The organism is Streptomyces sp. NPDC088746, from assembly GCF_044751065.1.
Classification (GTDB): Bacteria; Actinomycetota; Actinomycetes; order Streptomycetales; family Streptomycetaceae; genus Streptomyces.
The window spans coordinates 260,467-277,443 of record NZ_JBIVLA010000006.1; the positions used below are offsets into that span (position 1 = coordinate 260,467).

At 72.0% G+C, this 16,977-nt stretch carries 15 protein-coding genes; 12 read left to right on the forward strand and 3 right to left on the reverse strand.

Annotated features, from left to right (window positions below; genetic code table 11):
• Positions 1–105 precede the first annotated feature (105 nt).
• Positions 106–1,089, forward strand: a complete 984-nt coding sequence (locus tag ACIP63_RS26285; protein WP_401520121.1) for a GDP-L-fucose synthase family protein — start codon at positions 106–108, stop codon at positions 1,087–1,089.
• 72 nt (positions 1,090–1,161) lie between these two features.
• On the opposite strand, the gene ACIP63_RS26290 is transcribed toward ACIP63_RS26285, so the two are convergent.
• Positions 1,162–2,715, reverse strand: a complete 1,554-nt coding sequence (locus ACIP63_RS26290; RefSeq protein ID WP_401520123.1) for a sugar transferase — start codon at positions 2,713–2,715, stop codon at positions 1,162–1,164.
• A gap of 202 nt (positions 2,716–2,917) precedes the next feature.
• Between ACIP63_RS26290 and ACIP63_RS26295 the strand changes: the two genes are divergently transcribed.
• On the forward strand, positions 2,918–3,295 hold the full coding sequence (locus ACIP63_RS26295; RefSeq protein ID WP_401520125.1) for an ankyrin repeat domain-containing protein: 378 nt from the start codon (positions 2,918–2,920) through the stop codon (positions 3,293–3,295).
• 63 nt (positions 3,296–3,358) lie between these two features.
• On the opposite strand, the gene ACIP63_RS26300 is transcribed toward ACIP63_RS26295, so the two are convergent.
• Together ACIP63_RS26300 and ACIP63_RS26305 are read right to left on the reverse strand one after the other, a co-directional pair.
• Positions 3,359–4,831, reverse strand: coding sequence for a catalase (locus ACIP63_RS26300; protein WP_401520724.1), 1,473 nt, complete (start codon positions 4,829–4,831; stop codon positions 3,359–3,361).
• Entirely contained in the window at positions 4,824–5,255 is a 432-nt protein-coding gene (locus ACIP63_RS26305) for a Fur family transcriptional regulator (RefSeq protein ID WP_401520128.1), read from the reverse strand. The genes ACIP63_RS26300 and ACIP63_RS26305 overlap by 8 nt, the downstream gene beginning before the upstream one ends.
• A 180-nt stretch (positions 5,256–5,435) precedes the next feature.
• Between ACIP63_RS26305 and ACIP63_RS26310 the strand changes: the two genes are divergently transcribed.
• The 10 genes from ACIP63_RS26310 to ACIP63_RS26355 all read left to right on the forward strand — a co-directional run bounded on the left by ACIP63_RS26310 (position 5,436) and on the right by ACIP63_RS26355 (position 16,887).
• Positions 5,436–6,923: an AlkA N-terminal domain-containing protein gene (locus tag ACIP63_RS26310; RefSeq protein WP_401520131.1), complete on the forward strand. Its 1,488-nt coding sequence runs from the start codon at positions 5,436–5,438 to the stop codon at positions 6,921–6,923.
• Positions 6,924–7,004: 81 nt separating this feature from the next.
• Positions 7,005–7,514: a methylated-DNA--[protein]-cysteine S-methyltransferase gene (locus ACIP63_RS26315; protein ID WP_401520134.1), complete on the forward strand. Its 510-nt coding sequence runs from the start codon at positions 7,005–7,007 to the stop codon at positions 7,512–7,514.
• A 58-nt stretch (positions 7,515–7,572) separates the two neighbouring features.
• Complete coding sequence (locus tag ACIP63_RS26320) at positions 7,573–8,328, forward strand: 2OG-Fe(II) oxygenase (protein ID WP_401520136.1); 756 nt, start codon at positions 7,573–7,575, stop codon at positions 8,326–8,328.
• Between the two features lie 31 nt (positions 8,329–8,359).
• Positions 8,360–8,833, forward strand: a complete 474-nt coding sequence (locus tag ACIP63_RS26325; protein ID WP_401520139.1) for a hypothetical protein — start codon at positions 8,360–8,362, stop codon at positions 8,831–8,833.
• The gene (locus ACIP63_RS26330) at positions 8,830–9,486 is read left to right on the forward strand and encodes an alpha-ketoglutarate-dependent dioxygenase AlkB family protein (protein WP_401520141.1); all 657 of its coding nucleotides are present in this window, start codon (positions 8,830–8,832) and stop codon (positions 9,484–9,486) included. The genes ACIP63_RS26325 and ACIP63_RS26330 overlap by 4 nt, the downstream gene beginning before the upstream one ends.
• 184 nt (positions 9,487–9,670) lie before the next feature.
• The gene (locus ACIP63_RS26335; RefSeq protein WP_401520143.1) at positions 9,671–10,138 is read left to right on the forward strand and encodes a hypothetical protein; all 468 of its coding nucleotides are present in this window, start codon (positions 9,671–9,673) and stop codon (positions 10,136–10,138) included.
• A complete protein-coding gene (locus ACIP63_RS26340; RefSeq protein ID WP_401520727.1) occupies positions 10,138–11,529 on the forward strand; it encodes a hypothetical protein in 1,392 nt (463 codons plus the stop codon). Before ACIP63_RS26335 ends, ACIP63_RS26340 begins: the two co-directional genes overlap by 1 nt.
• Positions 11,526–12,935 (forward strand): VWA domain-containing protein, encoded by a 1,410-nt coding sequence (locus tag ACIP63_RS26345; protein WP_401520145.1) that lies wholly within the window; start codon positions 11,526–11,528, stop codon positions 12,933–12,935. Before ACIP63_RS26340 ends, ACIP63_RS26345 begins: the two co-directional genes overlap by 4 nt.
• A 50-nt stretch (positions 12,936–12,985) precedes the next feature.
• Positions 12,986–14,098: an AAA family ATPase gene (locus tag ACIP63_RS26350; protein ID WP_401520148.1), complete on the forward strand. Its 1,113-nt coding sequence runs from the start codon at positions 12,986–12,988 to the stop codon at positions 14,096–14,098.
• Positions 14,095–16,887, forward strand: a complete 2,793-nt coding sequence (locus ACIP63_RS26355; protein WP_401520149.1) for a hypothetical protein — start codon at positions 14,095–14,097, stop codon at positions 16,885–16,887. The genes ACIP63_RS26350 and ACIP63_RS26355 overlap by 4 nt, the downstream gene beginning before the upstream one ends.
• Positions 16,888–16,977 lie beyond the last annotated feature (90 nt).

A 16,977-nucleotide genomic window follows, 5' to 3' on the forward strand; every position in this document is an offset into this window, starting at 1 on the left:
CTTCTCTGGTCGCCCGTCGGGCGGTTCATGCATCGAAATTTCACTGTCTGAGCGGAATGCGGCAAAGCGTCACCCGGATGCCGCGCTCCTGGCAGAATCCGGACCATGACGACTGACCTCCCAGGACCGTCCCAGGAATCCGCCCGCCCCCTTCTGCGCCCCGGCGCCCGCATATTCGTCGCGGGCCACCGCGGCCTCGTCGGCTCGGCGCTGGTGCGCCGCCTCACCGCCGACGGCCACGACGTGATCACCCGCGGCCGGGACGAACTCGATCTGCGCGAGGCCGCGCCGACCGAGGCGTTCCTGCGCGACACCCGCCCGGACGCGGTCGTGCTCGCCGCGGCCAAGGTGGGCGGGATCATGGCCAACAGCACGAGCCCCGTGCAGTTCCTGGAGGACAACCTCCGGATCCAGCTCTCGGTGATCGCGGGCGCGCACGCCGCCGAGATCCAGCGGCTGCTCTTCCTCGGCTCGTCGTGCATCTACCCCAAGCACGCCCCGCAGCCGATCCCCGAGGACGCGCTGCTCACCGGCCCCCTGGAGCCGACCAACGAGGCCTACGCGCTGGCCAAGATCGCCGGGATCGTGCAGGTCCAGTCGTACCGCCGGCAGTACGGCGCCTCGTACATCAGCGCCATGCCCACCAATCTCTACGGTCCGGGGGACAACTTCGACCTGGAGACCTCGCATGTGCTGCCCGCCCTGATCCGCCGCTTCCACGAGGCGAAGCGGGACGGTGCGGACGAGGTCACCCTGTGGGGCTCCGGCAGCCCCCGCCGTGAATTCCTCCATGTCGACGATCTCGCCGCCGCCTGTGCACGGCTGCTGGAGGTGTACGACGGTGCAGAGCCGGTCAACGTCGGCTGCGGCGAGGACCTCACCATCCGGGAACTCGCCGAAACGGTACGGGATGTGACGGAGTATCAGGGCCGGATCGTCTGGGACACCTCGAAGCCCGACGGCACCCCGCGCAAGCTCCTCGACGTGTCCCGGCTCTCCTCCCTCGGCTTCAAGCCGCAGATTCCCCTGCGGGACGGCATCGCCCGCACCTACGCCTGGTGGCTCGGCCGGAACGCCCCTCAGGGCTGACGCTCCGGCCGGACGGCCGCGGTACGCACTGGATCCGTGCACGCCCGTCTCCCCGTGTCCCCCCACCACGTCTCAGTACGCCCCGCGGCCGTCGGTGACGGCGCGCACCGTTCTGGCGAGGAGCCCCATGTCCGTCGCCACGGACCAGTTGTCCACGTACCAGAGGTCCAGCGAGACCGTCTCCTGCCAGGACAGGTCCGACCGCCCGCTGACCTGCCACAGACCCGTCAGCCCCGGCCGCACCGCCAGCCGCCGCAGCTCCCGCTCGTCGTAGCGCGAGACCTCCTCCGGCAGCGGGGGACGAGGACCCACCAGGGACATGTCACCCCGGAGCACGTTGAGAAGCTGAGGGAGCTCGTCCACGGAGGTACGCCGCAGGGCGTGGCCGATGCGGGTCACCCGAGGGTCGCGGCGCATCTTGAACATCGGGCCCTCGCTCTCGTTCGCTGCCGAGAGCTGCTCCCTGAGGGACTCCGCGTCCGCCACCATCGTGCGGAACTTCCACATGGTGAACGGCCTGTTGTGCAGGCCGTGACGCGTCTGGCGGTGGAAGACCGGACCGGGCGACGAGAGCCGCACCGCCAGCGCCACCCCGAAGAACAGGGGCGCCAGCACCAGCAGCCCGAGAGCGGCACCCGCCCGGTCCACGAAGGCCTTGAGCGCGGCCTGCGGACCGTGCCGCAACGGCGGCGCGACATGCAGCAGCGTCAGCCCGGCGGCGGAGGCCGGCCGCACCCGTGCGGCGGCGACACCCGACAGCTCCGAGAGGACGCAGAGGGCCAGCCCGCCGTCGTGCAGACCCCACGCCAGCCGGCGCAGCCGGTCGTCGTCGAGCTGCCGGCCGGGCGCGACGAGCACCAGATCCGCGTCATGGGCGAAGGCGCCGCCGAGCACCGTGGACACATCGTCGTCGGCCGGTTCGGGCGCCAGGCGCCCCGGCACCGGAGTCCCGCAGGCCGGCACCGCCGGGCCGACCGGGATGACGGCCACCGCCGTATACGGGTGATCCTGACCGGAGTTGAGCAGATTCACCGCCCGGTCCAGGCCCGCGGCCTCGCCGACCACCAGGACCCGGCGCCCCCCTCGCCGGCCCGCCGTGCGCCGTAACCGGCCCGCGGCCCCCACCAGGACGGCCACGGCCAGGCCGGGCACCAGAGCCGCCACGGCGGTCGCCGGGTCGAGGCCCCCGCCCGTCACGGCCAGCAGCACCGCCAGCACCCCGACGAGCGCCAGCCAGTCACCCCAGGAGGCGTGCGCCGCCGCTCCGGCCGCTTCCCCCGGCAGCCGGCGCGCGTACCGGCCACGTGCCGCTCGCACCCCGCCCCACACGAGCGCGGCCGACGCCGCGGCGGCCAGCGGCCCCGGCTGATCGCCGGCCCGCAGCACGAGCCAGGCCGGAACTCCCAGGCCCAGCAGATCGGTCAGGACGAGGAAGGGCACACGCGGATCGGGCGACTTCCTCGCCCGCGGTCTCTCCGCGTGATCGCGCTCAACAGTCGTCGGGGCTCTCCACACCTGCTGTGGAGCCACCGTGCGGTTCCGGGACCCGGCGGTACGCGGTCGTGGTGCTCCCGCGAGCCCGACAGGCCCGGATATATCCGATTCAGGTATTTCGACATGCCCCATGAACCCCCCAGCCACAGTTGCATCCCCACAAACGGGGCGCATCCGCCGATCCTGTGGACTGACGGATGCGCCCTCGCTCGGTGCACGATATCCACACACGTGCCATTTCGCTGGAGTTCTCGTGAAGTTCAGACACCACGGGCGATGTGATCCGTGTCGCCCCGTCCGGAGGGTTGCGGGGGCACACGCCTAGAGTGGAGGAATGGAACCGCTTTCCGAGGAACAGACCCGCCGGCTCGTCGTGATCGTGACGGACCTGGCCAGGGAGGGGCGTACGGCGGAGCTCCTGGAGTTCTTCGACCACGGGCTGCCGGTCGACGTCCAGGACCAGGAGGGCAACACCGCCCTCATGCTCGCCGCGTACCACGGGCGCACGGAGACGGTGCGGGCGCTGGTCGGGCGGGGGGCCGACGTCGATCTGCGCAACGCCAGGGACCAGTCACCGGTGGCGGGGGCCCTGTTCAAGGGTGAGGACGCGATCGTCGAGGCACTGGTCGCCGCGGGCGCCGACCTGGACGCGGGAACGCCCAGCGCACGGGCCACGGCGGAGATGTTCGGGCGGACGGCGCTGCTGAGGTAGCCACCACCGCGGAAGGGCCCCGGGCGACCACGCGTCGCCCGGGGCCCCTCACGTACGGCTGGATCAGGCCTGCTTGGAGGCCTTCAGGGCCTCGATGGCCTTGCGCACACCCTCGCCGTAGGCCGGGTCGGCCTGCGTGCAGTGGTGGATGTGACGCTCGATCGTGGCCTGCGAGGCCCCGTCGATCGCCCGCGCGGTGTTGCCGAAGAGGGCGTCCTGCTCCTCCGGCGTCATCTGCCGGAACAGGTTGCCCGGCTGCTCGAAGTAGTTGTCGTCGTCCTCGCGGTAGTCGAACCGGTCGGCCGCGGCGCCGTCGAGCGCCAGACCCGGCTCGGCGAACTGCGGCTGCTCCGCCCAGCGGCCGTAGCTGTTCGGGGTGTAACCGGGGACGGCGCCCTGGTTGCCGTCCACGCGCAGCTGGCCGTCGCGGTGGTAGGTGTTGACGTTCTTCGCGCCGCGGGGCTGGTTCACCGGGATCTGGTGGTGGTTGACCCCGACGCGGTAGCGGGCCGCGTCACCGTACGAGAACAGCCGGCCCTGGAGCATGCGGTCGGGCGAGGCACCCACTCCGGGGACGAGGTTGGCCGGCGTGAAGGCGGCCTGCTCCACGTCCGCGAAGTAGTTCTCCGGGTTGCGGTTGAGCTCGAACTCGCCGACCTCGATGAGCGGGTAGTCCTTCTTCGACCAGACCTTGGTGAGGTCGAAGGGGTGGTAGCGGTACGTCGCCGCGTCCGCCTCCGGCATGACCTGGATGTAGAAGGTCCACTTCGGGTGGTCGCCGCGCTCGATGGCGTCGAACAGGTCCGCCTGGGAGGACTCGCGGTCGTCGGCGACGATCGCGGCGGCCTCCGCGTCGGTCAGGTTCTTGATGCCCTGCTGCGTACGGAAGTGGAACTTGACCCAGAAGCGCTCGTTGCTCTCGTTGATGAACGAGTAGGTGTGCGAGCCGAAGCCGTGCATGTGGCGGTAGCCGTCGGGGATTCCGCGGTCCGACATCACGATGGTGATCTGGTGCAGCGCCTCGGGGAGGTTGGTCCAGAAGTCCCAGTTGTTCTCCGGCGAGCGCAGGTTGGTGCGCGGGTCGCGCTTCACGGCGCGGTTGAGGTCCGGGAAGTGGTGGGGGTCCCGGTGGAAGAAGACCGGCGTGTTGTTGCCGACGACGTCCCAGTTGCCCTCCTCCGTGTAGAAGCGGAGGGCGAAGCCGCGGATGTCGCGCTCCGCGTCGGCCGCGCCGCGCTCACCGGCGACGGTCGAGAACCGGGCGAAGACCTCCGTCTCCTTGCCGACCTCGGAGAAGAGGGCAGCCCTGGAGTAGCGGGTGATGTCCTGCGTCACCTTGAAGGTGCCGAAGGCGCCGGATCCCTTGGCGTGCATACGACGCTCCGGGATGACCTCACGGCTGAAGTGGGCCAGCTTCTCCAGGAACCAGACGTCCTGGAGCAGCATCGGGCCGCGCGGACCGGCGGTGACGGCGTTCTCGTTGTTCGCGACCGGTGCGCCGGCGGCAGTGGTCAGCGGCTTCGTGTTGTCAGAAATTTTCCTGCTCCTCCGTGTGGAAACGTGCAAGCACCGACTCCGGTTCCCGTCGGCCACGGTCGGTGCGACATCCGGGACACAGGCCCCAGTGCGTCACCTCCGCGTGGTCGACGGTGAACCCGTGATCCTGGGGCGCATCGAGGCGCGGGGAGCCCTGGGGGACATCGATGCCGGCGATCGTGCCGCACGAGCGGCAGACCACGTGCTGATGGTCGTCCCGGGACTGTCCTTCGTACCGTGCCGGAGTATTCGGCAGGCCGGTCCGCCGCGCCGGTCCGGCGTCGACGAGCGTCCTGAGTACGTCGTGGACGGCTCGGGCCGAGACCGCTCCGATGCGTGTGCGTACCGGGGTGAGGAGGGTACTGACACCGGAGTGCGGGGCCTCGTGGACCGCCGAGAGCACGGCGACCCTGGGACGGGTCACTCGCAATGACGCTCCGCGCAGGAGAGTCCGGGCCTCGGTTTCGATCACCTGCGCAGTCAACCACTTTTCTGGAATGATTCCAATGAAAGACTGATACCAGTTCTGGGCACCGGGGTGTGCAGTGAGCACGGTGTCCGATTCCCGCCAGCCCCAACGGTGCGCAGGGCGCATCCTTGGAGCATGACCAGTGACGACAGCAGGTACGAGGCGGTGACCAGCCGCGACGCCCGGTTCGACGGCGAGTTCTTCTTCGCCGTGTCCACGACCGGGATCTACTGCCGCCCGAGCTGTCCCGCCACCACACCCAAGCGCCGGAACGTCACGTTCTTCCCCACCGCGGCCGCCGCCCAGGGCGGTGGCTTCCGCGCCTGCCGGCGCTGCCCCCCGGACGCGGTGCCCGGCTCGGCGGACTGGAACGCGCGCGCCGACCTCGTCGGCCGGGCGATGCGGCTGATCGGCGACGGAGTCGTCGACCGGGAGGGCGTGGCCGGGCTGGCCGCGCGCCTCGGCTACAGCGCCCGCCAGGTGCAGCGCCAGCTGAACGCCGAGGTCGGTGCGGGACCCATCGCGCTCGCCCGCGCCCAGCGGGCCCACACCGCGCGGGTCCTTCTGCAGACCACCACCCTGCAGGCCGCAGACATCGCGTTCGCCGCCGGGTTCGCCAGCATCAGGCAGTTCAACGACACCGTCCGGGAGATCTACGCCCTCACCCCCGGCGAGCTGCGCACCGCCCGGCCCGGCAGCTCCTCGCGCTTCGGGTCCGTCTCCACCGCCGACGGGGCCGGGGGAGTGCCGCTGCGGCTCGCGCACCGGGGGCCCTACGCGGCGGCCGAGATCTTCGACCACCTCGCGGCCCGCGCCCTCACCGGCATCGAGGAGATGGCCGGCGAACGGGGCGACCGCACCTACAGACGCACCCTGCGCCTGCCGCACGGCACCGGCATCGCCGAGGTCCGCGAGCGCACCGGCGCCGGCTGGCTGGAGTGCCGGCTGCACCTGGGCGACCTGCGCGACCTGACCACCGCCACCCAGCGGATGCGCCGCCTCTTCGACCTGGACGCCGACCCCCACGCGGTCGCCGAACGCCTGGGCGCCGACCCCGTGATGGCCCCGCTCGTCGCCCGTACGCCCGGGCTGCGGGCCCCCGGCGCCGCCGACGTCCACGAACTGGCCGTCCGGGCGGTCCTCGGCCGGCAGGTCTCCCCGGCCGCCGGCCGCCGGCTCGGCAGCGCCCTGGTGACGGCCTACGGCGCGCCCCTCCAGGTGCCGAGCGGCGCTCTCACCCGTACGTTCCCCGACCCCGGCGACCTGGCCGAAGCCGGCCTGGAGGAGCTGGGGACCACCGGTTCCTCGCGCACCACCGTGCCAGCCGTCGCCGCCGCCCTGGCCGACGGGCGGATCGGGCTCGACCCGGGCGCCGACCGCGACCAGGCGGAGAAGGAGCTCCTGAGTCTGCCGGGCGTCGGCCCCTGGGCAGCCGGCTACATCCGCATGCGGGCGCTCGGCGACCCCGACGTGCTGCCGGCCGGCGACACGGCCGTCGACGCGGGCATGCGGCACGCGGGCGCCGGTGCGGGGCACGCCGACGCGTGGCGCCCCTGGCGTACGTACGCCACGCACCACTTCTGGAACGCGGCCGCCGACCGAACCCGTCCCGCGGCAGCGTGACGTCCGAATCCCGCCAGCCGTTCCGCCGAGGACCTCGCACAGTTGACGCATACGACCGCTGAATCCGGAAGGACCATGACGATGACGCTCTACACCACGATCGACAGCCCGCTCGGCGAGCTGCTGCTGGTGGGCGAGGAGTCGGCCACCGCGGAGGGCGGCACGGCCCTCGCCTCGCTCTCCGTGCCGGGCCAGAAGGGCGGGGCGACGGTCCAGGACGGCTGGACGGAGAGCCCGGAGGCCTTCACCGTGATCGCCGCCGAGCTGCGCGCGTACTTCGAGGGGAGCCGGACCGGCTTCGGCATCGAGTGCACCGTCAGCCGTGGCACCGACTTCCAGCGGCGCGTGTGGGAGGCCCTGGAGGCCATCCCGTACGGCACCACGCTCAGCTACGGCGAGATCGCGGCACGGATCGGGGCCTCGCGCGCGGCCGTCCGCTCGGTCGGCACCGCGATCGGCGCCAACCCGCTGCTGGTCGTGCGCCCCTGCCACCGCGTGATCGGCGCGAGCGGCGCCCTGACCGGCTACTCGGGCGGCCTCGACCGCAAGAGACAGCTCCTGGACCTGGAGAACCACCACCAGGCGGCCTGAACGGTCGCACGCCCCACCGCGTACGGACGCCCTGGGGCCATGCGAGGAAGGCGCACCGATGACCGACACCCTTCACCTGGCCGGACCCCCGGCCGCACCCCCGGCGGCTCCTATGGGCGAGCGCGTCGCAAGCCAGAACTGGGACGCACTGGCCGAGGACCTCGAGGCGTACGGAAGCGCCCTCACCGGCCCCCTCCTCGCCCCCGAGGAGTGCCACGCCCTCACCGCCCTGTACGACGAGCCCGAGCGGTTCCGTACGACCGTCGACATGGCCCGGCACCGCTTCGGCTCCGGCACCTACCGCTACTTCACGCACGACCTGCCCGAACCGGTGTCCGCGCTCCGCGAGGCGTTCTACCCACGGCTCCTGCCCATCGCGCGCGACTGGGCCGCCAGGCTCGGCAGGCCCGCCCCGTGGCCCGGGGGCCTGTCCGAGTGGGTGGCCATGTGCCACGACGCCGGGCAGACCAAGTCCGCCCAGATCCTGCTGAGTTACGGTGCCGGGGACTGGAACGCGCTGCACCGCGACGTGTTCGGGGACATGCTCTTCCCGCTCCAGGTCGTCGTCGGCCTCGACGTACCGGGCACCGATTTCACCGGCGGCGAGTTCATCATGACGGAGCAGCGGCCCCGGGCGCAGTCACGGGGATCGTCCACCACCCTGCCGCAGGGCCACGGGCTGATCTTCACCACCCGCGACCGGCCCGTGGCGGGCAGGCGCGGCTGGTCGGCCGGGCCGATGCGGCACGGTGTGAGCACCGTCCGCGCCGGGCGGCGCCACACACTCGGCCTCGTCTTCCACGACGCGGCATGACGGCGGCGGCCGGCACACGAGGAGCGACGCCGTGAACCACCTCGCCGAACACCCGTCCCCGCTGATCAGCGACCACGACCTTGCCGCCCACGGCATGCGGCGGGACCCCGCAGCACACACCGAGAAGGAACTCGCCGCGCTGGTCGCCCTGTTGCTGCAACGGCGGAGGCCCCGGACCGAAACCGTCGCCGTGGGCCACAGCAGGGACGCCGCGTCCCGAGCGGCTGCCGACGCCTTCGCCACCGCGCGGAAGGCACGCGGCGGCACGGTCCTCACCACGGTGGACCGGCCGGAGACGGCCGCCTCCTGGCCGCGCCCGGCGACCCGGCCGGCGAGCGGGCCCCAGGACGCCTGGGTGATGGCGGCCGCTTTGCCCGGATTCGCCCAACTGGCCCGACGGCTGCGCCGTTCCACCGACTGGGGCCCCGCCCGCACCTACGCCTTCGCGTGGGGCGTACGTGGCAGGTGGCTCACCTCCTCCCCGGCGGGCCGGGTGCCGTCATGAGCGCACTGATCCCGCGCCCCGCCATGGAAGTCGCCCCGGGCGCCTGGCACGTGCCCGGCTGGCTCAGCCCCGCCCGGCAGCGGGAACTGGTGACGGCGTGCCGCGCGTGGGCCACCGGCCCCGTCCCCATCCGGCACACGCGGCTGCCGCGCGGCGGTGTCATGTCCGTACAGACCGTGTGCGTCGGATGGCACTGGCAGCCGTACCGATACTCCCGCACGGCGGACGACGTGAACGGCCGGCAGGTCGCCGCCTTCCCGGACTGGATGGTCCGGCTGGGCCGCCGGGCCGTCCTGGAGGCGTACGGGGACGAGGCGGCCGCGCGGGACTACACCCCGGACACCGCGCTCATCAACTTCTACGACGGACAGGCCAGGATGGGCATGCACCAGGACAAGGACGAGCGGTCGTCCGCCCCGGTCGTGTCCCTGTCCATCGGTGACACCTGCGTCTTCCGCGTCGGCAACACCGAGACCCGCACCAAGCCCTACACCGACATCGAACTCTCCTCGGGCGACCTCTTCGTCCTCGGCGGCCCCTCGCGCTTCGCCTACCACGGCGTCCCGAAGGTCCACGAGGGCACGGGCGACCCGGACACCGGGCTGAGCTCGGGGCGGCTGAACATCACGATGCGGGTCACCGGGCTGTCCTAGGGGGTCCGCGAAGTCCCGCCGGGCCGGGACTTCGCGGACACCTCCTGGGCCCTCTCCGGATCCCGTTGTCAGTGGGCGCCAGTAGGTTCAGTCGTGTTCCGCCGGTCCGGCGGAAACAACCCCTCAGCTGTGCATTGGAGATGGCGCGTTGTCCGATTGGGAGAGGTCGAGCACGGCACGGGTGATGCCACCCGCGCGGCCGCGCAAGCTCGCCAAGGTTCCGTTCGTCGAGCTGGCCGACGGGCGCCTGCAGGGTGTGGTGTCCAGTGGCTCGGACATCGGCAGGGTCTACGTCTCGTCCGTCGCCACCGGGACCTACGCGTTCGCCTGCAGCACCAACAACAACCGGCCCTGCGGCGGTGCGCGCGGATCGTTCTGCAACCACATCGGCGCCCTGATCAACGAGGCGGTCCTGCAGTACGGCGCCGAGCGCGTCGTCCGGTATCTGAAGGCCGAGGTCCCGGAGGGGGAGGTGGACGGGGCCGCGCTGGCTTCGGCCATGAGGAGCACCCGTCCCCAGGCGGACGGGACGAAGGCGGCGGCATCCGTCTTCAGCCGATTCCTGCGGCACCTGGCCTATCTCGAACACCCCCCGGTCACGGCTCCGCTGCCCGAGATGCACTTCTTCCCGCCGACCCGGGCGGTGGCATGATGCACGCCGCACTGCTCACCGAACCCGTAGACGGACTGGACGAAGCCCTGGAGGCGGTCGACGCCTTCGACCGGTCTCTCGTCGCCGGGCTGCTCCGCCCCCAGCCCGCCGGGACCACCGGCCCGACGCGGCTCGCCGAGGCCGTGGTGGGGACGCCCCTGGCCGCCAGGGTCGCCGAGGCGGCAGGGAAGGCGGCGGCCGGAGCGGCCGGGGAGGACCACTTCCTGGCCCTGGCCGCCGCGCGGACCGCGCTGCTCGGCTCCGTCCACGACGCGCTGCTGACCCGTGCCGAGGAGGCGGCCGGCCGTCCGCCCGCCCCGGGGACCGTGCCGGCCGCCGAGGGGCAGCCGACGGCGAACCTGCTGACGGCCGCCCGCGCCTGGCTCTCCGACCTGGCGCGCTGCGGGTGGCAGGGCCTCGACCACGAGGTGGTGTCCGGGGCGGCGGAAGTCGTGTCCGCGATGCTTCCCGATCCGTCCCTGCGCCGCCTCGCGGCCCTCCTCGACGGCTTCGCCGCCGAACTCGCCGCGTCCTGTCCCGGCGTTTCGGCGGAGCGATTCCCGCTGCGCCGCTGGGCCGACCTCTGGTCGCGCGGGATGCTGCTGACGGTGCCCGGAGCGGCCCTCACCCCCGCCGTCGGGACCGCCGACGGACGCCTGCTGCCCCTCGGCATCGACGTACAGGAGCACGCGACCGCCGCACAGGCGCAGGTGCACGCGGTGTTCGAGCCCGCGGACGGATCCGCGCCCCGCCTCGTGCGCGCCGGTGTGTCCGTGCCGAAGCCCGACACGGTCCTCGGAGCCGGGATCTGGCAGCTGCTGCGCCCGCACATGTCGCTCCTCGCCGCCGCAGGCGAGGGCCGCTCGATGGACCTCACCGGTATGCCGGTCACCGCCGAGGGCGACCTCCTCTGGAGCGACGAGCACGCCCGCCCCGGTGAGCCCGCCGAGGCGTTCGCCACCGCACGCGTGGCACTGCCCGCCGCGACCGCCCCGGTGACCGCGCCGCTGGACCGGCATCCGGCGCGCATCGCCGTTCCCGTCTTCCTGGAGGGCTACACCGCCCGTACGGATGACGACGGCCGGCTGACCTTCACGGTCGCCGGGACCGAACTGGTCGTGGACACCGACCGGATCCCGGCCGCCGGGCCGCTCACGCCCGAGGCCGTCGCCAAGTCCGGCGCGTGCATAGCGCTCATCCGCTGGGACGCCGGGAGGTTCGGCGTGCAACCACTCGCCGTCGAGACCACGGTGCGGAAGAAGGTGACGTCGGTGCACGCGGGGGCGTGGGCCGGAGGGACGGCCGACAAGGCCGGGGCCAGAGCGGAGAAGGCGGCCGCCGACGCCGCGAAGGTGCTGAGCGAGCGCGCGGGAAGGCTGCTGCGGAAATGACCGGACAGCAGAGTCCCGAGGTGACCGGGGAGCCCTCGCACGACAACCGCCGCCAGGTCATGTACTGGCGCCTCCTCGCCCGGCTCTTCGACCAGGAGGAGCAGTCGGCCCTGGAGTCGGCGAGCCTCGCCGTGGTCGAGGACATCGGCCTGCCCGCCAAGCTGCTGGATCCGCAGGCGTCGGTCGACTCCGTGGTGCAGCGCGACCCCGAGCTGGCCGCCGAGTTCGACGGTCTGATGGTTCCGGAGGCGGACGGGGACGCAGACGCCCGCGACCGGGCAGCCGAGGTGCGGCGCGCCGCGCTCGTGTCGAAGGTCCTGCTGAATGTCTTCCACACCCCTCCCGGCACGGTCACGGCAGGCCAGCTTTCCCGGTGGCAGTCCGACGCGGGTTGGCTGGAGCGCGCACTCGGCTGCAAGCCGGGGGAACTGCGCGGCGGACGCGCCGGCGGGACGGGCGTCAGCCCCACGGGTACGGGCGGCGGCGGCCGGACCCCCGATCTCAGCCGTCTCATCCCGGAGATCGGCCCGGAGCTCGGCTCCATCGAGGCCGGTCTGGTCAAGCGGATGCGGCTGCGTGAGGTGCTCGCCGACCCCCAGCTGGCCGGACAGCTGACACCGAGCATGTCGCTGATCGAACAGCTGCTGCGCGACAAGGACAACCTCTCCGGTGTGGCCCTGGCCAACGCCAAGGCGCTGATCCGCCGCTTCGTCGACGAGGTCGCGGAGGTGCTGCGTACACAGGTGGAGAAGTCCACCGTCGGCGCCCTGGACCGCTCGGTCCCGCCCAAGCGGGTGTTCCGCAACCTGGACCTGGACCGCACGATCTGGAAGAACCTCACCAACTGGAGCCCCGAGGAGGAACGGCTCTACGTCGACCGCCTCTTCTACCGCCACACCGCGCGCAGGACCACGCCCCAGCGGCTGATCGTCGTCGTCGACCAGTCGGGCTCCATGGTCGACTCGATGGTCAACTGCACCATCCTGGCCTCGATCTTCGCGGGTCTGCCCAAGGTGGACGTCCACCTCATCGCGTACGACACGCAGGCACTCGACCTCACCCCGTGGGTGCACGACCCGTTCGAGACCCTCCTGCGCACCAACCTCGGGGGCGGCACCGACGGCACGGTCGCCATGGCCCTGGCCCAGCCGAAGATCGCCGAGCCCCGCAACACGGTCGTGGTGTGGATCTCGGACTTCTACGAATGGCAGACCGAGCCGCTGTTCGAGAGCATGGCCGCCATTCACCGCTCCGGGGCCAAATTCATCCCGGTCGGCTCCGTGACCAGCTCCGGCCGTGCCAGCGTCAACCCGTGGTTCCGGGAGCGCTTCAAGGACCAGGGGACGCCGGTCCTCTCCGGCCACATACGCAAGCTCGTCCACGAGCTCAAGACCTTCCTCACCTGAGGCTTCCCGGCCCGGTGCAGATGAACACGAATTCCCAGAAAGGCACACCCATGTCCGACCTGTTGCGCGCCCCCGCCGAGATCAAGTACGCCGAGGAGCTGGACTGGCTGGAGTCGGTCGACGACGGTCCGAAGCCGTTCTCCTGGCGCCTGTCCCCGAAGATGGTCCGCCTCTTCGTCCTGGGCTCCGAGCGCTCCGACGGCCTCGACCGGGAGATCTCCCAGAAGTGGTACGGCGACCGCAGCTTCGTCGAGCGTTCCATCGTCACGCTGGCCTCCGACCGCGGTCTGCTGCTCATCGGCGACCCGGGCACGGGCAAGAGCTGGCTGGCCGAGCTGCTCTCCGCAGCCATCTCCCGTAACTCCACCCTCGTGGTGCAGGGCACGGCAGGCACCACCGAGGACCACATCAAGTACTCCTGGAACGTGTCCATGGTGATCTCCAAGGGCCAGTCGCGGGAGTCGATGATCCCCTCACCGATCATGACCGCGATGGAGACCGGGGCGATCGGCCGTTTCGAGGAACTCACGCGCTCCACCAGCGACGTACAGGACGCGCTGATCTCGATCCTCTCCGAGAAGTACATCTCGGTCCCGGAGATGGACAGTGACAACATCGTCTTCGCCAAGCCGGGCTTCTCCGTCATCGCCACCGCCAACAGCCGTGACCGGGGCGTCAACGACCTGTCCTCGGCGCTCAAGCGCCGCTTCAACTTCGTCCGCATCCCGGTGGTGACGAACAAGAAGAGCGAGGCGGAGATCGTGCGCTTCCGCACCGAGGAGCTGCTTCGCCGCCATCAGATCGAACTGGACGTCCCGCCGACCCTGCTCGACGTGCTGCTGCAGAGCTTCGCCGACCTGCGGGCCTCCGCCGCCGCGGCCGGCAGCGACGACGAGAAGCTGGAGTCCGCGCTGTCGAGCGCCGAGCAGATCGGCGTGCTCGAGGACGCGATCCTGCACAGCAACTTCTTCGGCGAGAGCGCGCTGACCGCACGCACCCTCGCCTCCTCGCTCGTCGGGTCGCTGGCGCGGCGCGAGCCCGAGGACCTGGCCATCCTCAACAAGTACCTGCACGGTGTCGTCGAGCCGCGCAGCAAGGAGCAGGGCGGCTCCTGGCCGGAGTTCCTGGAGGGCGGCCGCGACGCGATCGCCACCCTGTCGTGAGCGCCGTGACCGAGGGGACCCCCTTCGAGGCGCTTCGGGGACAACTCCAGGACGCAGCGGCGGAGTTCGCCGACGGCCCCGACGCGCTGCAGGGCATCCTCCTGGGCATCGTCGACGACGTCGACCGAGCCGTGCGCGAGCCGCTGGAGATCTTCCCCGTCTGTCATCACTCGCCCGCGTCGGCGGTGGCGATGGCACGGCGGCTGCGGGAGAAGCAGCCGAAGGTGGTGTATCTGGAGCTGTGCGAGGACATGGCGCCGCTCCTGCCGGAGCTGCGGAACTGCCGCCTCCCGGTGGCGGTCCAGGCGTTCGCGAGCGAGGTCAAGGGCTTCCCGGCGGAATGGGCACCGCTGTCGGTCGTCGCCCCGATCACCGAGGCGTCGGCCGAATACCAGGCCATCGCCTACGCTCTGGACACCCCGGGCGTCGAGCTGGTCCTCGTCGACCGCTCCTCGGACCACGTGTTCCAGTGGCAGGCCGGTGCGACGGAGCCCTCGGACCCCGACGCGCCGCCCGCCGAGGAGGAGGCGGCGCTGCACGGCGACGCCGTCGGGGTCGAGATCGGTGACCTCCGGCCCCGCTTCGCCGAGCTGGAGGAACACCTCCTGCACCACGGCCGGGTGCGGCACTGGTCGGAGTGGTGGCACCAGTACGTCGAACTGCCGCTCGGCGACAGCGACCACGACACCTACCGCCAGGTGATGCTCCTGATCGGCAGCCTGTTCCGCAGGCTGGCCCCCGGGGACACGGACCGGGTCAGGGTGGACGAGGACCGTGAGCGCTACATGTGGACCCGCATGCGCGAACACCTCGCCGCGACCGGTGCGGACCCCGGGGACTGCCTCTACGTCTGCGGCGCGTTCCACGCGTCCAGCCGGGTCGAGGAGTTCGGCGTCCACGGCAGTGACACCTTCGAGATCACCCCGCCGAGCGAGAGCACCTGGCAGCACGGCCTGATCCCGTCCAGTCACACGGCGATCGAGGCACAGTTCGGACTCGCGGCCGGGTCCGTGTCGATCGCCGCCACCCAGTGGGCCAAGAACCTCAGGCGCACCAGGGTGGAGCCGTACCGGCTCGCGGGTCAGGCGGGCGCCGGGAAGGCGGCGAAACCGAGGAAGGCCGTCGCGTCGGCGGCCCCGGTTGCACCGGAAGCCCCCTCCGACAAGCTCTCCGGCTTTCTGCAGAGCCCGCCCGTCCTCGACCGGCTCGACGAGGCCGAACTGCTGGGCTGGTCGGTGGAGATCGTGCGTTCCGCCCGTCGTAACGGCTACCTCGCCTCGACCGCCGACGCCATCGCCGTGTTCGAGACGTCGATCCTGCTGGCCGGCATGCGGGACCGGGCCAGGCCCACGCCGTACGACTTCCAGGACGCGGCGGTCACCTGCATCGAGAAGGAGACCGTGCCGGGCAGGCGCGATGTCCGCCGTCTCGTGGAGATCCTGATGGGCGGCGACCGGATAGGCCAGGTCGGCTACGACGCGCTGCCGCCCCTCGCCCGCGACGTCCACGACCGCCTCGCCCCGCTGGATCTCAAGCTCCAGCAGCGCGGGGTGCAGCGGGCCCTGCTGGACATGACGTCCCGGCCGGAACTGCGGCAGTGCTCCGACGTGCTGTGGATGCTGCGCCACCTCATGCCCCACGGTGCCGCACGGCCGATCATGGGTGAGCGGGAGCTCGGCAAGCAGTCGGTCCAGGAGTCCTGGGACCTGGCGCTGGGCACCCATCAGCGGGCGCTCATCGAGCTCGGTTACGAGGGCGTCAGCATCGAGCAGGTCCTGGAACAGCGCCTGCGCCGCGCCGCGTACGCCCCGAACGCCACCACGGCGCAGGTCCTCGCGGCCGTCGAGGACGCCGTGCTGCATCTGCGCAGCGGCCGTCTCGCCGACGAGCTGGGCACCCGCGCCCTGGAGGTGCTGGCCACCGAGCGCAGCGTCGACGGGGCGCCCGAGGTGCTGCGCAGGGTGCGCCGGCTGCTGGCGTACTACCGGATCAGCCGGCCGGTGCTGCCGTCGTGGATCGAGTCCTTCGCCAAGACGGGGTACGCGCACTACTGCACGCTCCTGCCGACGGCGTTCACCGACGAGGACGCGACCGTCCGCCAGGTCGCCGCGATGCTGGGGTTCCTCTTCAGCATGGAGAGTCTGGCCCTGTCGCTCGGCTGCGACCGGACCCAGCTGGAGCTGGCCTTCGCGCAGTCGCACCCGCGGGAGCCCTCCCGGGTGGCCCTGCTGTGGGCGGCCCAGACGCACCTCGGGCAGCTCTCGCGCGCGGAGCTGAGGGAGCGCTGCGACGAACTGCTGGCCAACCCGCTGGTGGTGCCGACCTACCCGCGCTACCTCAGCGGGTTCCTCCACGCCCTGGAGCCGGTGCCGCAACTGGCCGACTTCGTCGTGGAAGCGGTCTCGAACGCCTTCGCACGGCTGCCGGACCCGGTGCTGCTGCCCTGGCTGCCGTCCCTGATCACCACCCTGCGGGCCGAGGGCGCCGACCTCGCCCCGCTGCTGATCCGCGAGGCCGGACGCGTCTTCCCCGGCCGCCTCGCCGCGCTGGACGCCTGGGTCCCGCCCTGGCGCGGAACCCCGGAGACGGTGACCGCGCCGGCCGGCGGCGGCAGGGCCCGCCGTGCCGCGCTGCTCGCCGCCCACCCGGAGACCTGCGACAGCGTGGCGGAACTGCTGGGCTGCGAGGGCTCCTGGGAGGCCGAGGCGCCGGCCCCCTCGGGGGCCGTACTCGTCGGCCGCCATCCGGAGACGGCTGCGGCACTGGAGGCGCTGCTGGCAGGAGTCTGACGGGGCGGCGGAGTGGCCGGAGCCCGCGTGTGCCGTCCTGGCGCCACCCGCGGGCTCCGGCCACCGGGCCTCGGCCGTACGGGGCCCTCG